At 62.1% G+C, this 17,731-nt stretch carries 14 protein-coding genes, 1 tRNA gene and 1 pseudogene; 5 read left to right on the forward strand and 11 right to left on the reverse strand.

Going from position 1 to position 17,731, the window contains the following annotated elements:
- Positions 1 to 658: 658 nt before the first annotated feature.
- Positions 659 to 1,852, reverse strand: a complete 1,194-nt coding sequence (locus tag HWX91_RS36110) for an MFS transporter (RefSeq protein ID WP_028199421.1) — start codon at positions 1,850 to 1,852, stop codon at positions 659 to 661.
- A gap of 281 nt (positions 1,853 to 2,133) precedes the next feature.
- Here HWX91_RS36110 and HWX91_RS36115 point away from each other — a divergent pair, with 281 nt between their 5' ends.
- The gene (locus HWX91_RS36115) at positions 2,134 to 2,619 is read left to right on the forward strand and encodes a DUF2569 domain-containing protein (RefSeq protein ID WP_028199422.1); all 486 of its coding nucleotides are present in this window, start codon (positions 2,134 to 2,136) and stop codon (positions 2,617 to 2,619) included.
- A gap of 18 nt (positions 2,620 to 2,637) precedes the next feature.
- Here HWX91_RS36115 and HWX91_RS36120 read toward each other — a convergent pair whose 3' ends face one another.
- From HWX91_RS36120 to HWX91_RS36145, 6 genes are all read right to left on the reverse strand, one after another.
- Positions 2,638 to 3,465, reverse strand: coding sequence for a phosphodiesterase (locus tag HWX91_RS36120; protein WP_028199423.1), 828 nt, complete (start codon positions 3,463 to 3,465; stop codon positions 2,638 to 2,640).
- 47 nt (positions 3,466 to 3,512) lie between these two features.
- The gene (locus HWX91_RS36125) at positions 3,513 to 4,559 is read right to left on the reverse strand and encodes an ABC transporter ATP-binding protein (protein ID WP_028199424.1); all 1,047 of its coding nucleotides are present in this window, start codon (positions 4,557 to 4,559) and stop codon (positions 3,513 to 3,515) included.
- A complete protein-coding gene (locus HWX91_RS36130; protein WP_028199425.1) occupies positions 4,556 to 5,467 on the reverse strand; it encodes an ABC transporter permease in 912 nt (303 codons plus the stop codon). The genes HWX91_RS36125 and HWX91_RS36130 overlap by 4 nt, the downstream gene beginning before the upstream one ends.
- A 32-nt stretch (positions 5,468 to 5,499) precedes the next feature.
- The gene (locus HWX91_RS36135) at positions 5,500 to 6,324 is read right to left on the reverse strand and encodes an ABC transporter permease (RefSeq protein ID WP_028199426.1); all 825 of its coding nucleotides are present in this window, start codon (positions 6,322 to 6,324) and stop codon (positions 5,500 to 5,502) included.
- The gene (locus tag HWX91_RS36140) at positions 6,321 to 7,400 is read right to left on the reverse strand and encodes an ABC transporter substrate-binding protein (protein ID WP_028199427.1); all 1,080 of its coding nucleotides are present in this window, start codon (positions 7,398 to 7,400) and stop codon (positions 6,321 to 6,323) included. The genes HWX91_RS36135 and HWX91_RS36140 overlap by 4 nt, the downstream gene beginning before the upstream one ends.
- Positions 7,401 to 7,480: 80 nt before the next feature.
- Positions 7,481 to 8,530 carry a LacI family DNA-binding transcriptional regulator gene (locus HWX91_RS36145; RefSeq protein ID WP_028199428.1) on the reverse strand — a complete coding sequence of 350 codons (1,050 nt, stop codon included), beginning with the start codon at positions 8,528 to 8,530 and terminating at the stop codon, positions 7,481 to 7,483.
- Between the two features lie 194 nt (positions 8,531 to 8,724).
- Here HWX91_RS36145 and HWX91_RS36150 point away from each other — a divergent pair.
- Positions 8,725 to 8,809, forward strand: a tRNA-Leu gene (locus tag HWX91_RS36150).
- A 216-nt stretch (positions 8,810 to 9,025) separates the two neighbouring features.
- Here the strand turns inward: HWX91_RS36150 and HWX91_RS41005 are convergent.
- Positions 9,026 to 9,190, reverse strand: a pseudogene (locus HWX91_RS41005) (tyrosine-type recombinase/integrase); the annotation flags it as partial.
- A 138-nt stretch (positions 9,191 to 9,328) separates the two neighbouring features.
- Between HWX91_RS41005 and HWX91_RS36160 the strand changes: the two are divergent.
- Positions 9,329 to 9,484: a hypothetical protein gene (locus HWX91_RS36160; RefSeq protein WP_156034548.1), complete on the forward strand. Its 156-nt coding sequence runs from the start codon at positions 9,329 to 9,331 to the stop codon at positions 9,482 to 9,484.
- An 8-nt stretch (positions 9,485 to 9,492) separates the two neighbouring features.
- Positions 9,493 to 10,383 (forward strand): LysR family transcriptional regulator, encoded by an 891-nt coding sequence (locus tag HWX91_RS36165; RefSeq protein ID WP_042276584.1) that lies wholly within the window; start codon positions 9,493 to 9,495, stop codon positions 10,381 to 10,383.
- Here the strand turns inward: HWX91_RS36165 and HWX91_RS36170 are convergent.
- Positions 10,330 to 13,926, reverse strand: coding sequence for an indolepyruvate ferredoxin oxidoreductase family protein (locus HWX91_RS36170; RefSeq protein WP_028199429.1), 3,597 nt, complete (start codon positions 13,924 to 13,926; stop codon positions 10,330 to 10,332). The genes HWX91_RS36165 and HWX91_RS36170 overlap by 54 nt on opposite strands.
- Positions 13,927 to 14,023: 97 nt before the next feature.
- On the opposite strand from HWX91_RS36170, the gene HWX91_RS36175 reads away from it, so the two are divergent.
- Entirely contained in the window at positions 14,024 to 14,929 is a 906-nt protein-coding gene (locus HWX91_RS36175; protein ID WP_028199430.1) for a LysR family transcriptional regulator, read from the forward strand.
- 101 nt (positions 14,930 to 15,030) lie between these two features.
- Here HWX91_RS36175 and HWX91_RS36180 read toward each other — a convergent pair whose 3' ends face one another.
- Together HWX91_RS36180 and HWX91_RS36185 are read right to left on the reverse strand one after the other, a co-directional pair.
- The gene (locus tag HWX91_RS36180) at positions 15,031 to 16,101 is read right to left on the reverse strand and encodes a rhodanese-like domain-containing protein (RefSeq protein WP_028199431.1); all 1,071 of its coding nucleotides are present in this window, start codon (positions 16,099 to 16,101) and stop codon (positions 15,031 to 15,033) included.
- Between the two features lie 36 nt (positions 16,102 to 16,137).
- On the reverse strand, positions 16,138 to 16,794 hold the full coding sequence (locus HWX91_RS36185; protein WP_028199432.1) for a peroxiredoxin: 657 nt from the start codon (positions 16,792 to 16,794) through the stop codon (positions 16,138 to 16,140).
- Positions 16,795 to 17,731 lie beyond the last annotated feature (937 nt).

The raw sequence follows: 17,731 nt of genomic DNA on the forward strand, positions 1-17,731 counted from the left end.
CCCATCTGACACCTCTCTGTCTGGATATAAGTCTACCTTTTGAGGTGTCCAGCTTTATTAGGCCACTACAGCACCTACTTTTCTTTGCCTGCCGCAAAGAAAAGTAGGCAAAAGAAAGCGGCTCACCCCGCTAGCTCATAAGCGGGTCCCCCGCACAGCCGCGGTAGTGGTGCATCTGGAATCTGTCGCCTCGCACATTCAGACTTAGTGACAAGGCAGTCATACCTCCGGCGGCGCTGCGCGCGCCGATACCCAGTTCAAAACAATCAGCTATGCAAAGCATCAGCGCGGTTTCCTTGGCAGACCCGTCCGCGACGCACGTAGTGCGGAGTGGGAGCTGATGAGCCCTTTGTCAACGGCGCGGAGTGTGCGGGGGCACGGATTCCAGATGCACCACTACCGCGGCTGTGCGGGGGACCCGCTTAAAAATTAGCGGTGTGAGCCGCTTTCTTTTGCCTACTTTTCTTTGCGGCAGGCAAAGAAAAGTAGGTGCCCCCCCGCACAGGGGGAACGCTAATAGACCACTAACAAAACAAGGAAAGGCCAAAAGACCAGTAGGGCAACGCCAAATAAATCACTATCACTACAAGGCACCGCCCAAAAATCCAGATCAACAACGAAAAGCGCCGCGCAGGCCCCTTCCTGCCGGGCAGGCCCGTCACCCTTCGGCTGGAAGCCTCAAATGATTCCACGCCGCCAGCCCGGCAAAAGCCACCCCAGCAACACTAACCCCAATCCACCCAAAAGCCGGCCAAACCACCGCGCCGACCCCCGACCCGACAGCGCCGCCAATAAAATACGCCACCATATAAACAGTATTCACGCGGCTGCGCGCTTCCGGCTTCAGCGCGTAAATCCGCGATTGATTGGAAATCTGCGCCGCCTGCACACCAATATCAAGGACGATCACGCCGATCACCAACCCAACAATGCTCTTCGCCGACAACGCGAAAACAACAAACGAAATCGCCACCAGCACAATCGACACGGTGATAATCGCCCGCGGCCCGCGTCGGTCGGAAAACTTGCCGGCCAGCGGCGCAGCCATCGCCCCCGCCGCACCGACGATCCCGAACAGACCCGCAGCCTGCGGCCCAAGATGAAACGGCGCGCCCGCCAGCAACAACGCCAGCACGGACCAGAAAATGCTGAACGCCGCGAACATCGCCGCGCCGGTCAGCGAGGCCTCACGCAGCGCGCGATGCTCGACGATCAGGTGCCACATCGAAACCATCAGCTTGCCGTACGGCAACGTCGACGTCGGCTTGCTCTTCGGCAGTCGCAGAATGATCACCACCGCCAGCACCAGCAACGCAACCACCGAAACACCAAACACGGCTCGCCAGCCAAAATACTCGGCGACGAGTCCCGCCGCAGTCCGGGCCAGCAGAATCCCCAGCAACAATCCGCTCATCACCGTGCCCACGGCATGGCCACGCGCGGATGCGGGCGCGAGTTCGGCCGCGAACGGCACGGCCTGCTGCGCAATAGTGGCAAGCACGCCGATCGCGAGGCTCGCGATAATCAGCACCGACAGTGTCGGCGCCGCGGCCGCCACCACCAGCGCTATGCACATGCCCACGATCTGCAACAGAATCAGGCGACGACGATCGAAGCGGTCGCCGAGCGGCGCCAGCAAGAGCATCCCGGCTGCGTAGCCAAGCTGCGTCACAGCCGGCACCGCGCCAACCCACGACGCACTGCTCGGAAACGATTGCCGAAAATTGTCGAGCAACGGCTGGTTGTAATAGATGTTCGCGACCGCCACGCCGGCAATCGTCGCGAGGAGCAGCAGAAGACCGCGCAAAGACCGGTCGGTGGAAGCAGGAGTGGAAGCTTCGGATGTGGACATGTGAGCAAACCATCGACGGACCGGCCCATGCACGGTCCTCAAGCGTGCCGATCATACCGGAGCGGTCGCAATCGTGCTGACCGCCCCCGCGACGCACCGTGTGCACGATTGAAGGAAAGGCTGCGCCGGTGGGAAGCAGTTGCTGTAAAGCGGAGGCTATAAAGCGCGGCGCGCAAGCTGCTCTAAACACCGGGCAGCAAAAATGAGATGGTCGTTCGGTTTTCGTTCGTAGAATCGGCGCGCGCAGCACGCGCGATCAGATCTATCAAATAACCGATTCCATGACCATAAGCTCGAAACCCGAACCCCGACGAATCGGCGGCTGCCTGCTCATCGCGCTGATCTGCCTCGCGGCATGGGCGTTTTCAACCGCGTTCGCCTTGCGCGATCCGCTCAAGCTCATGCTCGAGTGGGAGTTGCTGGCCGTATTCGTGCGTCCCGAAACGCACGGCTGGTATCGCACCGTGATCGCAATGGTGGGCTGCGACGTGATCATCGGCTTGTTTATCGTCGCCGGTGCCGGCTGGCTGGCGCTGCTCGTGCGGCGCAGATCGGCGCGGTTTCCGGGGCAGGTGCAGGCGTGGCTGCTGGCGATCGTCGTCATGCGCACCGTCGCCTACCTGCTGGGCGATCACATGACCCACGCCATCGGCATCGCGATCGCCATTCCATTCGACGGCTTCGTGCAAGCCGTCGCTGCCGCCGCGCTCGGGATACCGTATTTCAGGCTGTCCCGGCGTGTGCGGCAAACCTTTGTCGCTGTCTGATCCGGCGCGGTGCCGCCGTCAATCGATCAACGCGCCTTCCGGCTCGTAAAACGGATACGGGCCATCGGCCTTGTCGACATACGCATGATGCGTGACGATGCCCGTTGCCGGATCGTAGCGATGCAGCGCATACGCGGGCGGCTCCATCACGAATGCCGAGGGCGCGTCCTCGCGCAGATCGAGCCCGACCTGGTGCGCGGGCGCCGGCACCGCCGATGCGATCGTGCCGCCAAACCGCACGAACATCGGCCGATGCACATGGCCGCAGATCACCCGCTCGACGTTCGGATAACGAGCGATCAAGGCGGCGAGCCTGTCGGCGGCAACGGGATCGAGCCGCAATTCATCCATGTGTCCGATACCGCAGACGAACGGCGGATGGTGCAGCGCGACCACCGTCGGCTTGCCTTGTGCCGCATCGAGTTGCGTCGCGAGCCAGGTGAGCCGTGCGTCGCACAGATTGCCGGCGCTTGCGCCCGGTACCATCGAATCGAGCGCGATTACCCGCAGCGCGCCGATATCGACCGCGTAGTGCACGAACTCTCCGCCACTGTGTAATTCGGCGCGATCGGCAAACGCCGCGCGCAACGCAGTCCGTTCGTCGTGATTGCCCACCAGCAGGAAGTAGGGGATTTGGAGCGGCGCCAGCAGCGTTTTGAGGTGCGCGTACTGTTCCGGGTCACCCTGATCGACGAGGTCGCCGGTCATGATCACCGCGTCGGGACGCGGCTCCAACGCATTGAGCGCGGCGACCGTGCGGGCGAGATAGGCGCCGGTGTCGACGCGGCGATACGCCAGCGCGCCGGGTCGTTTGATATGCAGGTCGCTAATTTGAGCCAGCAGCATGGGGATGTCCTTCTTTTATGGCGCGCCGGAATCGCAGCGCTGTGTCTTTACGATAGCGCAATCAGCGCGTCTTGCGCGATCGAAATCCCGACCGGTGTGCCGCGTGCGAGTTCTACCCGGCCCGCGACGTCGATCAGCAAGGCGTCCGGTGCGGCGCCGCCGATCGTCAAGCGGGTGCGCTCGCCGAGAAACGCGGTGCTTTCGATGTTACCGCGCAATTGCGCCGTGGCTGGGTCGGCCAGATATGCATCTTCGGGCCGGAAGAAGAATTCGTGTGCCGCGCTTGCATGCCCGGGGCCCGACGGCAACGGGACGGTTCCGCCGGTCGTGGTCAGGAGGCCTTCGCGCCGCTCGCCCGCCAGCCGGTTGATCGTGCCGACAAATTGCGCGACCGTGCGATTTGCCGGACGGTAGTAAATATCGCGCGGCGAACCGATCTGCTCGATGCGCCCGGCGCTCATCACGACGATACGGTCGCCGAGTTCCATCGCTTCGGCCTGGTCGTGGGTCACGTAGACGGTGGTAATGCCTAACTCGCGCAGCAGCGTATTCATCTCGCTGCGCAAGGTGTCGCGCAAGCGCGCATCGAGCGCGGTCAGCGGTTCGTCGAGCAGCAGCACGCGGGGTTGCACGGCCAGCGCGCGCGCCAGTGCAACGCGCTGGCGCTGTCCGCCCGAAAGCTGATCGATCGGCTTGTCGGCGTGAGCGGTGAGACGCATCATCGCGAGCAATTCGTCGACACGTTGCCGTGCGGTTTCAACCGGCGCGCGTTTGATCTTCAGTCCGTAGCCGATGTTGCCGCGCACGGTCAGGTTCGGAAACAGCGCATAGCTCTGAAATACCATGCCGACCTGGCGTTTTTCGATCGGCAACGCGGTGACGTCTTCGTCGCCGAATGCGATCCTGCCGCCGGTGTCAGGTGTTTCGAGGCCCGCGATCATGCGCAGCGTAGTGGTTTTGCCGCAACCGGACGGGCCGAGCAGGACCAGTGTCTCGCCCGCGCCGATGTGCAGATCGAGCGGTTCGAGCACACGTGTGCCGCGAAACGTTTTTGCGCATTGCGTGAGCGTGATGGGAACGGAGTCGAGTTTCATGGCGTGGACGTCGGTGAAGGCTTCGAACGGGAGGCGGCGCGTTTTTTCCCCGCGCTGCGCTGGCCGGTCGCATCGACGCCGAGCCATTGCATCGCGACGAGCAGCGGCATCGTCATGATGAAAAACAGAATCGTGTAGGCGCTGCCGATTTCGATGCGCAATGACGCGTAGGTGTCGGCGAGGCCGACTGGCAGCGTCTTGGTGTCGGGCGTGTGCAGCATCCACGTCAGGTTGAATTCGCCGATCGAGAGCGTGAGCACCGCCAGCGCGCCCGCAACGATTCCCGGCCGTGCATTCGGCAGCACGATCGTGACGAAGCGTTGCAGGAAACTTGCGCCGAGGCTCGCCGCACCTTCTTCGAGCGTGCGCAGATCGCTGCTCGCGCAGACGGCGGCAACCGCGCGGACCATGAACGGCAGCGTGAACACCACGTGGCCGACGACGATAAACGCAACGCTCATGCGAAACATCGTGAAGCCGCCGTAGACCACCAGCAGCGCAAGCGCGGAAGCGAGGCCGGGCAGCGCGATCGGCAATACCAGAAACTCTTCGATGATGCGCGAGAGCCGCGTCTTGCTGCGCGCCAGCACATAGCCGGCGGGCACGCCGGTCAGCAGCGTGATCAGCAGGGTCGCCGCGGCCACTTCGAGCGAGAGAAATACCGAGTCGTGATACTGCGTCCACACTTCGCCGAGCCAGCGCAGCGTGAGTCCGCTCGATATACCCTTGAAGTAGTTGACCGTGAGTCCGGCCATGATCGACATTACGACCGGCACGATCAGAAACGCGCACAGCAGCAGCGTAACGAACCACTGGCCGGCTGCCAGCCAGGTGCGCGACGTGGGTAGTCCGAGCCGTCGCGCGCGCGGCTTCGCAGCCGGCTGAAGGGGAGTGCTGATGGAATTCATCGAAGTCTCGTGATCGGGTTTGGACATGCCGCTCATGCGCTTGCCGCGACTGCCGAGCCGCTCACGCTGCGAGCGAATGCCAGCACGGCCCAGGTGACGATGCCGAGCACGATCGACAGGCCCGCCGCCGTCACCATGTTCGCGTTGAGCGTGAACTCGGTGTAAATGGTCATCGGCAATACGTCGATGTCGGTGGCCAGTGCGAAGGCGGTGCCGAAGGCGCCCATCGCGGTCGCGAAACATACCGCGCCCGCCGCGATCAGACCCGGCGACAACGCGGGCAACACGATGTCGCGTGTGATACGCCACGGCGATGCGCCGAGCGAACGCGCGGCCTCTTCGAGCGACGCATCGAGCTTGGTGGCCGAGGCCATCACGGTGACGATCACGCGGGGAATCGAGAAGTACAGGTAGCCGAGAAACAGGCCGCTCATCGAGTAAGCGAACACCCAGCGGTCGCCGGTGAGTTTCAACGACAGCGCGCCGATCAATCCCTGGCGCCCCGCCAGCATGATGACCATGAAGCCGACCACGACACCTGGGAATGCCAATGGAAACGTCAACAGCGCGAGCAACGTGCGCTTGAGCGGAAACTCACGGCGCGCCAGCAGCAAACCGGCGATTACCGAGAGCACCAGGGTTGCCGCCGTGACTGCCGCGGACAGCACGACAGTCGCGCCGAGGCTCGACATGTAACGCGGATTCGTCAGCATCGCGCGATAGGTTGCGAACGCGTGACCGTCGCCGCTGATTTGCGCGAGCGCGCCCATCGGCAACAGCCAGAATGCGATGAAAACCACCAGCGCCGGCGCGATCAGGGCGATGCGCCAGCGCAGCGGGAACGTGACGTCGTTCAATGCATCACCTGTAGATAACGCTCACCGAAGCTGGACTGCTTTTCAGCCATCTTGCCGAAGTCGACCGGCTTGGCACGCGCGTAATCGCTCGCGGGCAGGAATCTGGCGGCGATGTCCGGCGTCATTGCATTGGCGCGTACCGGGCGCAGATAGGCTTCGGCCCACAGTTTCTGACCTTCGTCCGACAGCACGAAGTCGAGCACCTTCTTGCCGTTCGCTTCATGCGGCGCGCCCTTCACGAGGCTCATCACGTACGGAACCGAGATCGTGCCTTCCGCGGGGATCACGAATTCGACATTGGCGTGATCCTTGTACTTTGCGCGGTAAGCGTCGAAATCGTAGTCGAGCAGAATCGGAATCTCGCCGGACATCACGCGCGCATAGGCGGTTTGCTTCGGAACGATCGGCGCGTTGGCCTTCAGCTTGCGGAACCAGTCGAGGCCCGGCTCGAAGTTGTCGAGCGTGCCGCCAAGCGCCTGATTCACCGCGACGGCGCCCGCATAGCCGACAAACGCGCTCGACGGATCGAGGTAGCCAACCATGCCCTTGTATTCAGGCTTCAGCAGATCGGCCCACGAACGCGGCACCGGCTTGCCTTCGAGCGCGTCCTTGTTGACGAAAAAGCCCAGCGTACCGGAGTGGATCGAGAACCAGTAGCCTTGCGGGTCCTTCAGGTTCGCCGGAATGTCGTCCCAATGCGCGGGTTTGTACGGCTGGATGACGCCTTTGTCTTTTGCCTGGAACGCCGACGACACGCCGAGATACACCACGTCCGCAACCGGGCTCTTCTGCTCGGCCATCAGTTGCGCGATCGATTGACCGGAGTTCTTGTTGTCGAACGGCACGCGGATGCCGGTCTTCTGCTGGATCGCCTTGATCTGGCTCGCCCAGTCGGCCCATTCGGGCGGGCAGTTGTAGCAGATCGCGGTTTCGTCGGCGTGGGCCGCTTGCGGTGCGAGAGCGGCGAGCGCGGCGGTGACCATCATGCCGGCCGACAGCGCGCCGGCCGTGGTGCGGGCGAGTCGGCGCCAGAGCGGTTTGATCGATGAAGCAAAACGTGATGACGAGCGGATCACTGCGGGTCTCCTGAAGAGAAGAGAGCGGGTGGTTTGAGGTTCAACGTAGCGGTTAGGGCTTATGCAAACGGCTCTGCGGCTTACGCCGACGCATGCGCCGGCGGATTGTCGGCGCGGTTCGAAATTGCCGCGATGGTGGCGCCTTCGCGCAAACTGTGCGGCAACGTCAACGTGAGCGACAGTTCGCCTGACGCTTCATAGGTGCCCGTTACACGGCTCAGCAAACGCTGCCAGGCAGCGCAGCCGATCTCGCGATTCGGCGCGCAGACGCTGGCCAGCGGCGGCGACAGCAATTCGCCCATCGCGAGTCCGTCAAAGCCGAGAATCGACATGTCGTGCGGAATCTGCAGCCGAGCCCGGCGCAGGCCGCGCATCACGACCATCGCGAGCAGGTCGTTACTGCAGAAGAGGGCGGTCGGGCGGTTCGGACCGCTGGTCAGATGTGCGAGCACGGACGGCGACAGTTCGTCGGCGTTGAAATCGACTTCGAGTGCCGGCGCGGGGGTGAGGCCGGCTTGCTGCATCGCCTGCGCGTAGCCGAGATGCCGCTGGCGGGCGCGGTCCGAGGCGGCGAGTGTGCCGGCGAGCATCAGGATGCGGCGATGGCCGTGCGCGATCAGCATGCGTACGCCGTCGAACGCGGCGAGCCGGTTGTCGACCGAGACCGCCGGGCGCCGTACCGTGTCGTTGTGCATCAGCACGTAGAGCAGGCCGTCGCGATCGAGTTCGTCGAGCAGCGGATGCGTGTCGGCATCGGCGACCGTCAGGATCAGGCCTTCCACGCGATGCTCGCGCAGGGTTTCAATGGCGTGGCGTTCGCGGTCGGCGTCGTACTGGGTGGTCATCAGCATGAGCCGGTAGCCTTGCGCCGCGGCGAGTTCGTCGATGCCTTGCAGGCATTCGGCGAACACGGGGTTGGCGAGCGTCGGCAGGACCACGCCGATGAGGCGCGTGCGCTCGCCGCGTAGCTGCCGTCCTAGCGGGCTGGGGCGGAAGTTGAGGGCGTCGATGGATTGACGCACTTTGTCGAGCGTGACCGGGTTCACGGTGTGCGGCGCGTTGATTGCGCGCGAGACCGTGGCGATGGAGAAGCCCGCGTGGGCGGCGACATCTTTGATCGTTGGGATCATGGGTTGCGCTCGTCATGTAAACGTTTTCGTGAGCGGATTATCGGCAACGTTTGTGACTTGCGGATGACTCCAGGTTTTGTCCCTGGATGGAGAGTTGTGGCGGGCGGGTGGGGGCGGACTGCGGCTGGATTGCGCCGGTTTGGTGCGCTCGCCGGGCAATGGTAGAATTCGCGTCCACATGCGGTTCTACCCCTGCCGGGGTGATGAAATTGGTAAACATAGCGGACTTAAAATCCGCCGCTTCACGGCTTGCCGGTTCGAGTCCGGTCCCCGGCACCATCTGCCCAGCAAAGGATTAGCGTTTTTTGCTATCTCCGGCGAATCTTCGCGGTATCGGTTGTTCTGCCTTAAACCGGATTCCTCCTTTTGTACCCAGTCTTGCCGACGGCTGCCGCAAGCCGGTCCATGACCAGGTGAGAATATCGCTTCGTCGATACGACACGACTTGTGCCCGAGGACGCCGCCAGCCGTGAACGGGTCTATGCCGGCATTCATCATTTCCCACGCGGCGCCGTGCCTCAAGTCGTGAAATCGGATGGCTGGGTGGCCAGCTGCAATTCTCGATTGCTTCCATGCTTCTTCGATCAGCTTGTCCGTCGGGGTAAAGCGTACGCGCCGAGCCAAGGCGGCGACGCGCGGGTGAATCGGTATGATGCGCATCCCCGAAAAGAACGCTACCCGGGTGGTTCCGACAACCTCGCAATGCCTGTGCGCGCGATTTCAAGCATCTTCTGCTCCTGCGGGTAGTGGTGCCGCTCATTGTTGACGGCGGGAATCACCAGCATCGCGCCAATGCACATGGCTTCGCTCGAAGAGTTCGCGGCGATCACGGGTCGCGCCTCACTGGAAGACCTGCCGAAAGGCGGCGTGGGTCAGGACCAGAAGACGGGGCAAAGTGCGCACGCTTTACTTTTGCAGAAAAACCAGTCTATAAAGGGAATTATTTTGATCTAAAGTCAAGAATGAAAATCACGCTGGATGAGCTGCAAACCTTCGCGACGGTGGTCGACACGGGATCGATCACGGCGGCCGCGCAGCAGCTCGAGCAGACGGTCTCGGCGGCGAGCCGGACTTTGGGCCGGCTCGAGGAGAAGCTGAAAACGACCTTGCTGCGCCGAACCACGCGCCGGCTGGAACTGACCGAGGAGGGGCGGACGTTCCTGCAGAATGCGCGGGCGATTCTCGAATCGGTGGAGAGCGCGGAGGAACAGATGGTGGCGCGGCGGGACAAGCCGTCCGGGCGCCTGCGCGTCGACGCCGCGTCGCCGTTCATGCTGCACGTGATCGTGCCGCTCGTGCGGGGCTATCGGGAGCGCTATCCCCATGTCGAGCTGGAACTGAACAGCAACGAGGGGATCATCGATCTGCTGGAACGGCGCACCGATGTGGCGATCCGGATCGGCAGCCTGAAAGATTCGACGCTGCATAGCCGGCTCATCGGCAACAGCCGGCTGCGGATTCTGGCGAGCCCCGGTTATCTGGAAGCGCACGGCCAGCCGCGCAAGGTCGACGACCTCGGCAAGCATGCGCTGCTGGGATTCAATCAGCCGGAGTCGCTGAACGTCTGGCCGGTACCCGGCGCCGACGGCGAACTGCATCGCATCGAGCCGACCGTCTATTCGTCCAGCGGCGAGACGCTCAGGCAACTGGCGCTGGATGGCGTCGGCATTGCCTGCCTGTCGGACTTCATGACCGGACAGGATCGCGAATCAGGACGGCTCGTGCAGGTTCTCAGCCGCCAGACCCAGGACATCCGGCAGCCGATTCACGCCGTCTATTATCGGAACACGGCCATTTCCTCAAGAATTGCTTCGTTTGTCGACTACCTGGTCAAAGCGTTCGAGACGCGCTGAGTCGCGATAGTCGCGCAGCCACTGCTCGCGTTTTAGCGCTGCGGCAATAACATTGCGTTCCTTGACGTGACCGAAACCGCGGATTTCATCGGGCAGGTTGGCGAGCTTCATCGCAACATCGAATCGCGTGCTGTCGAGCGTCGTGCAGAACTCGTCGATCATCGTGACGTACTGTTCAATCAACTCGCGTTCATTGCGGCGCTCGGCCGTCTTGCCGAACACATCGAGCGCGGTGCCGCGCAGAACTTTGAGTCTGGCGAGCACACGGAACAGGCTGAGCGTCCATTGGCCAAAGCGCTGTTTTTTCAGGTGGCCGTGTTCGTCGCGTTTAGCCAGTAGCGGCGGGGCGAGATGGAAAGCGAGTTTGTAGTCGCGGCCCGGTTCGCCTTCGAATTGCGCGCGCAGTTTGTCGAGGTACGCTGGGTCCGCGTAAAGACGGGCAACTTCGTACTCGTCTTTATAGGTCATCAGCTTGGCGAGATTGCGCGCGACCACCGGCGTGAGGCGTAGCTTCGCACCCGCTGCCAGCCTCGTTTCGGCGGCGCGCATCCGTTCGACCACGTCCACGTAACGCGCCGCATAGCGTGCGTTCTGATAGAGGCCAAGCCGTTCGACGTTGCGTTCGATTAGACGTTCGAGCGATTCCGGCATCTGCACGACAATCGCCTGCTGCTTTTTTGCATGCGGTGCAAACGCACCTGCTGCGGCTTCGCCGTGCTGCGCGACATAGCGACCCCACTCGAAGGCGAGTCGATTCTTTTCAACCGCCACACCGTTAAGCTCGATGGCCCGGTCGAGGCTTTCGTAGCCGACGGGCAGCCAGCCGCGTTGCCACGCAAAACCGAGCAGCAACGGGTTGGCGTACAGCGTGTCGCCGAGCAGATCGAGCGCAAGACGATTCGCATCGATGAAATCGCAATCGTCGCCGATACTCTGCTGCAAGTCATGCCGCGTCTCATCGGCGGGGAAGCTCCACTGCGGGTCGCGTACGAATTGCGCGGTCGGCGTCGCGCTATTGTTTATCGCAGCTCGGGTCACGCCGCGTTGCGTGCGGGAAAGCACTTCGGCGGAAGCGGAGACGATCGCATCGCAGCCGATAATCAGACGCGCTTCACCGGTCGCAATGCGGGTTGCGTGCAATTGCTGGGGCGTCGCCGCGATCTGCACGTGGCTGAGCACCGCGCCGCCTTTTTGTGCGAGGCCGGCCATGTCGAGTACGGTGACGCCCTTGTTCTCGAGGTGAGCGGCCATGCCCAGCAGGCCGCCGATCGTCACCACGCCCGTGCCGCCAACGCCCGTCACCAGCACGCCGTAGGGCTTCGTCAGGGCAGCAATCACCGGCCGGGGCAGGGCCGCGAAATCCGGCAGCGTGGCGTCCGAACCAGCGTTGCCCGGCTTCTTCACCTGCGCGCCTTCCGCCGTCACGAAGCTCGGGCAAAAGCCGTTCACGCACGAGAAATCCTTATTGCACGAGGACTGGTTGATCTTGCGCTTGGTGCCGAGCGCTGTTTGCAAGGGTTCGACCGAGAGGCAGTTCGATTGCACCGAGCAATCGCCGCAACCTTCGCATACCGCATCGTTAATGAAGGCGCGTTTGGCGGGATCGGGATACGTGCCGCGTTTGCGGCGCCGGCGTTTTTCGGTGGCGCAGGTCTGGTCGTAGATCAGGATCGAGGTGCCCGCCGCGTCGCGCAACTCGCGCTGCAATCGATCGAGTTCATCGCGGTGATAGACCTTCACATCGTCGGGAAGACGTACCTTCGCGTCGTATTTCTGCGGCTCGTCGGTGACTATCAGCACGCGCTTCGCGCCCTCGGCGACTACCTGAAACGCGATCTGCGGAACCGTGAGCACGCCGTCGACCGGCTGGCCGCCGGTCATCGCGACCGCGTCGTTGTAGAGCACCTTGTAAGTGACATTCGCACCCGCTGCGATCGATGCACGAATCGCGAGGAGACCTGAGTGAAAGTAGGTGCCGTCACCGAGATTGACGAACACATGCCGCTCGTTCGTGAAATGCATCTGCCCGGTCCACGCGACGCCTTCGCCGCCCATCTGGCTGAACGTCTCCGTATTGCGGTCCATCCACATCGACATGTAGTGGCAGCCGATGCCCGCCAGCGCGCGGGAACCCTCGGGCACCCGGGTCGACGTGTTGTGCGGACAGCCGGAGCAAAACCACGGCTGCCGTTCGGCGACGGAACGCGGCGTGGCGGCTTCACGCTCTTTTGCCTCGATGATCGCAACACGCGCTTCGATCCGCGCCCGCACGTCGGCCGGCAGGTCGGCCTGCGCGAGGCGCCGCGCGATCGCCTTCGCGATCAGGGCAGGCGAGAGCTCGTAATGCGCCGGCAGCAGCGTCTGTCCGCGCGGCACGGACCACTCCCCGCCGGCGTTGTCGCGCTGATCGAACTTGCCGAATACCTTGGGGCGCACATCGTCGCGCCAGTTGTACAGCTCTTCCTTCAGCGCATATTCGAGAATCTGGCGCTTCTCTTCGACAACGAGGATTTCGTCGAGGCCGGTGGCGAAGTCACGCGCGTTCTGCGCGTCGAGCGGCCATACGCAGCCCACTTTCAGTACGCGAATGCCGATGCGCGCGCAGGTCTCGTCGTCGAGCGACAGATCGGCAAGCGCCTGGCGTACGTCGAGATAGGCTTTGCCCGCGGTCATGATGCCCAGACGCGGCGTGGGGCTGTCGATCACCACGCGGTTGAGTTTGTTCGCGCGAACGTAGGCTAGCGCCGCGTACCACTTGTGATTGAGCAGGCGGGCTTCCTGGGCGAGCGGCGGATCGGGCCAGCGGATATTGAGTCCGCCCTCGGGCATGTCGAAGTCGTCGGGCAAGACGATCTGCAAACGGTCCGGATCGATATCGATCGACGCGCTCGATTCGACCACGTCGGTCACGCATTTCATCGCGACCCACAGACCGGAATAGCGGCTCATTGCCCAGCCGTGCAATCCGTAGTCGAGATACTCCTGCACGCTCGCCGGATAGAGCACCGGAATGCCGCTCGCGACGAACATATGCTCGGACTGGTGCGCGACCGACGACGACTTCGCCGCATGATCGTCGCCCGCGAGAACCAGCACGCCACCGTTCGGATCCGTGCCGGCTGAATTCGCGTGCTTGAAAACATCCCCTGTACGGTCGACGCCCGGCCCTTTGCCGTACCACATGCCGAATACGCCATCGACCTTGGCGCCGGGCCACAGGTTGAGCTGTTGCGTGCCCCATACGGCGGTGGCCGCCAGATCCTCGTTGACCCCTGGCTGGAACACCACGTCATGTTCCTTGAGATGCTTCTTCGCTTTCCACAGTCCCTGGTCCAGCGCGCCGAGTGGAGAACCGCGATAGCCGGATACATAGCCCGCGGTATTGAGACCGGCACGCCGATCGCGCGCCTTCTGCAACATCGGCAGACGGACCAGCGCCTGCGTGCCGCTCATGTAGACACGGCCCTTTTCGAGGGTGTATTTGTCGTCGAGCGATACGGTGGCGAGTGCGTCGCGTAGCTCGGGCGATAGCGGGGCATTCATGGTCCATGTCTCCGATGGCTTTATTTGAGCCCGAGTATAGGAAGCGGAATTTCCATCGTAAAATCACGAATACCGAATCCTGCTATTCGAAAAACACATGTCAAAAGACATCACCCTGCGGCAGATGCGCTACTTCGTGGCTGCCGCGCAAAGCGGGCAGTTTTCCATGGCCGCGACGGTCGAACATGTGTCGCAATCCGCGATTACCAACGCGGTACTCGCATTAGAGGAAACCCTGGGTACGCGCCTGTTCGAACGCCTGCCGCAGGGCGTCGCGCTGACGCCGGATGGGCAGGACTTCCTGAATCACGCGCGGCACATACTCGATTCAGTGCGCGACGCGGTCTACAAGGCGCCTTTTCGTTCGCACGATCTGAGGGGGACGGTGCGCATCGCGGCGTCCTATACGTTGCTCGGCTACTTTCTGCCGGAGCTGATGGCGCGCTTTCGTGCGACTTACCCCGACATCGAGATCGATCTGCATGACACGGACCGTGCGTCGATCGAGCAGGCGGTGCTCGACGGCGATGTCGATCTTGGCATTGCTCTGTTGTCGAATGTGGAGAATATCCGGCGTTTTCAGCACCACACGCTGATTCGCTCGCGCCGGCAGTTGTGGACCTCGCCCACGCATCCGCTCACGCAACTCAACGCGCCTTCGCTCGCGGATATCGCGAAGTACCCGTATATCCTGATTACCGTAGACGAAGGCGAGGAGTCCACACTGCGCTACTGGAGGCGCAACGAAATCGAGCCGAATATCGCGTTTCGCACCAGTTCAATGGAAGCGCTGCGCGGTCTCGTCGCGTATGGTTTCGGTGTGACGATTCTGTCCGACATGGTATTTCGCCCGTGGTCGCTGGAGGGCAAGCGGATCGAAGCGCGGCCTATTCTCAACGCGATTCCGCAGATGGATGCGGGCATGCTGTGGCGCAAGGGCGCGACGTTGGATACACCGGCCGTCGCGTTTCAACAGTTCCTGATTCATGCGTGTGGAAGTTGACGGCAGGGTGGGGGGCCTTCAGGCCAGTTTCGAATTCAACGCGCTGTCACAGCGGCGGCGCCGGGTATGTATCTGTTTTTCGCATACCGGAGCCGACACCGCTACATGCTGCCGTTTTCGACGACGCGGCCTTCCGCGCGCCAGCGGAGCATGCCGCCGGCAAGGTTGGCCACCCGCTCGAATCCGGCCTGCCGCAGAATGACTGTGGCCTGGGCCGACCGTCCGCCGGCCCGGCAGACGGTCACGGTTGGGCGTTCCTTCGCCAGTTCGGCGGCGCGCCCGGCCAGCTCGCCCAATGGAATGAGCCTGGCTGACGGAATGCGTCCCAATGGTCCGTCGAATTCGCCGGGTTCACGTACGTCGACGATTTCGACCGCCTGCAGATTTTCCTCGAGCCACTGGGCATTGATTTCCCAGATACCCGCGAAACTGCATGTCAGCGGCGCCCAATCGGGTTCGGTCGTTTGCGCGGGGGAGAGCGTCGCGAGGCCGCATTTCAGGTTCGCGGGCACCGCTATGTCGATCTGCTTCGGATGGGGCAAACGCAGATTTGTCATGTAACCGGCGAAATCGTCTTCACACAGTTCACCGCCAAGGCGCGGATTGAAGCGCCGTTCCTCGTCCACGCTCGTGACCGTCAAACCGCGATAGTCGTGAGCGGGGTATAGCAGGCACGCGGCGGGCAGCGTGAAAATGTGGTTGTGGATCGCGCGAAACATCGCGTGCGCGTCGCCGCGCTGAAAATCCGTGCGGCCCGTGCCGCGGATCAACAGGCAATCGCCGGTAAACGCCATGGTTTCGTTGTCGAGCACGAGTGTGATGCATCCGTCGGTATGACCCGGTGTCGCACGGATCGTCAGGTACCGCGCGCCGAACTCGATCTTGTCGCCATGCTTCAGATAACGGTCCGCACCTTCGGCGCCGCTCGCTGCCGATATCGCAATCCTGCTACCTGTACGGCGGTTCAGCATCCATGCGCCGGTCACATGATCGGCGTGGACGTGGGTATCGATTGTGCAAAGCAGATGCAGTCCCAGCTCTTCGATCAGGGCGGCATCCCGGCGCACCTGTTCAAAGACTGGATCGACCAGCACCGCTTCTCGCGTTGTGCTATCGGCAAGAAGATACGTGTAGGTTGACGACTGCTGGTCGAATAGCTGCCGGAAGATCAACACTGGTTTGCTCCAAGGCTCGCTGCTGCGAGCGCCTTACTTGGGTTGCGTCACGTACCGCAGATAAGGCTTTACGGTTTTGAAACCTTGCGGATATTTTTGCATTGCAGCGTCGTCGGAAACGGAGGTTGGGATGATCACGTCTTCACCCGGTTTCCAGTTCACCGGCGTTGCCACCGAATGCTTCGCGTTGAGCTGCAGCGCGTCGAGCAGGCGCAGCACTTCGTCAAAATTGCGGCCTGCGCTCATGGGGTAGACGAGCATGGCTTTGACTTTCTTGTCCGGCCCGATGATAAACACCGAGCGTACCGTCGCATTGTCCGCCGCGGTACGTGCGCCGCTACCGCTCGCCTCGGGATGAATCATATCGTAGAGCTTTGCGACCGTCAGGTCAGGGTCGCCGATCAGTGGATAGCCAACCGCGTGGCCCTGCGTCTCCGCGATGTCCTTGACCCATTCCTTGTGGTCGCTAACGGGATCGACACTGAGCCCGATAATTTTTGTGTTGCGCTTCTCGAATTCGGGTTGCAGGCCCGCCAGATAGCCGAGTTCCGTGGTGCAAACGGGCGTGAAATCCTTGGGATGCGAAAACAGGACCGCCCAATGGTCGCCGATCCATTCGTGAAAGCGGATCGTCCCTTCAGTGGTTTCAGCAGTGAAATCCGGAGCGTCCTGTCCTAGTCGAATTGACATCATCAGTCTCCATGAATAGGTGTGTCATGGCACTCGTGCCGCAGCCGTGGCAACGGCCACGATGCGGCGGAGCGCCTATATAGCGTAGAACAAAAAAAGCCCTAGCCCCAGGCAGACAGTAGGACGAAACCGCCGTCCTGGCGAGCGGCACGCCAAAAGCGCTACGCGAGGCTCACGATTCATGCAAATTGGTCGTCTTTGAGCCTGTTTTTAAACGGATTGACCCATGCAGAACGGAAAACTCAAGCTGACGCGCCGGGTTGCGGACGGTCTTTTTCCCGACCTGTCGCGGCAGTCTGGTGGTTCGCGATCGCGAGAATGATTGGTAAGCATAGCGGACTTAAAATCCGCCGCTTCACGGCTTGCCGGTTCGAGTCCGGTCCCCGGCGCCAAAGATTCTTCCGACTGATTCCGATTGAATCGCCTGCCGCGGCCGGTCGTAAAACAGCGCGCGATTCGGCAACCCCGTCAAAAATCGCGCGTAGCCAGATCATATAGTTTGCTGGCTGCGTACCTCGCTGCGTAAAACATCGCGGCGGCGATCAGTTCGGACATCAGTTCGAGCGGTGATATGGAAGGAGGAGGCCGACTGGGTCGCTGCTGTCGATATCGATGACAAAGACCACGCCGTGTGAGTGTTGTCGGGTCGCATATGCGCGAGCGGGTCGTCGCTGCAGTCAAGCAAAAAAGATCGGGCACAAATCCTGGCGCGACACCCGCGCTGGGAAGATCCCTACCTACGCCGTATATGTTGCGTCAATTAGATGCGTACACGCATATTATGCATACTGTAGGTACATGTGCATGAGCATTATTCAGCAAGGCCAGGCTTCTTTGCCACGCGCTATTCCTGCGCCAGTCGCGTATTTCGGCGCCAAGCGGGTTAACCCCGCTTGGCGTCGAGTCCAAACGATCCTAACGTTACACACATTGATTG

Origin of the sequence: Paraburkholderia fungorum (assembly GCF_902833645.1) — a bacterium.
GTDB classification, from domain to species: domain Bacteria; phylum Pseudomonadota; class Gammaproteobacteria; order Burkholderiales; family Burkholderiaceae; genus Paraburkholderia; species Paraburkholderia fungorum.

Coding starts and splice junctions, on each gene's coding strand:
- HWX91_RS36110 (WP_028199421.1), bottom strand. CDS start 1,852: ATGTCCACATCCGAAGCTTCCACTCCTGCTTCCACCGACCGGTCTTTG.
- HWX91_RS36115 (WP_028199422.1), top strand. CDS start 2,134: ATGACCATAAGCTCGAAACCCGAACCCCGACGAATCGGCGGCTGCCTG.
- HWX91_RS36120 (WP_028199423.1), bottom strand. CDS start 3,465: ATGCTGCTGGCTCAAATTAGCGACCTGCATATCAAACGACCCGGCGCG.
- HWX91_RS36125 (WP_028199424.1), bottom strand. CDS start 4,559: ATGAAACTCGACTCCGTTCCCATCACGCTCACGCAATGCGCAAAAACG.
- HWX91_RS36130 (WP_028199425.1), bottom strand. CDS start 5,467: ATGAATTCCATCAGCACTCCCCTTCAGCCGGCTGCGAAGCCGCGCGCG.
- HWX91_RS36145 (WP_028199428.1), bottom strand. CDS start 8,530: ATGATCCCAACGATCAAAGATGTCGCCGCCCACGCGGGCTTCTCCATC.
- HWX91_RS36160 (WP_156034548.1), top strand. CDS start 9,329: ATGGCTTCGCTCGAAGAGTTCGCGGCGATCACGGGTCGCGCCTCACTG.
- HWX91_RS36165 (WP_042276584.1), top strand. CDS start 9,493: ATGAAAATCACGCTGGATGAGCTGCAAACCTTCGCGACGGTGGTCGAC.
- HWX91_RS36170 (WP_028199429.1), bottom strand. CDS start 13,926: ATGAATGCCCCGCTATCGCCCGAGCTACGCGACGCACTCGCCACCGTA.
- HWX91_RS36175 (WP_028199430.1), top strand. CDS start 14,024: ATGTCAAAAGACATCACCCTGCGGCAGATGCGCTACTTCGTGGCTGCC.
- HWX91_RS36185 (WP_028199432.1), bottom strand. CDS start 16,794: ATGTCAATTCGACTAGGACAGGACGCTCCGGATTTCACTGCTGAAACC.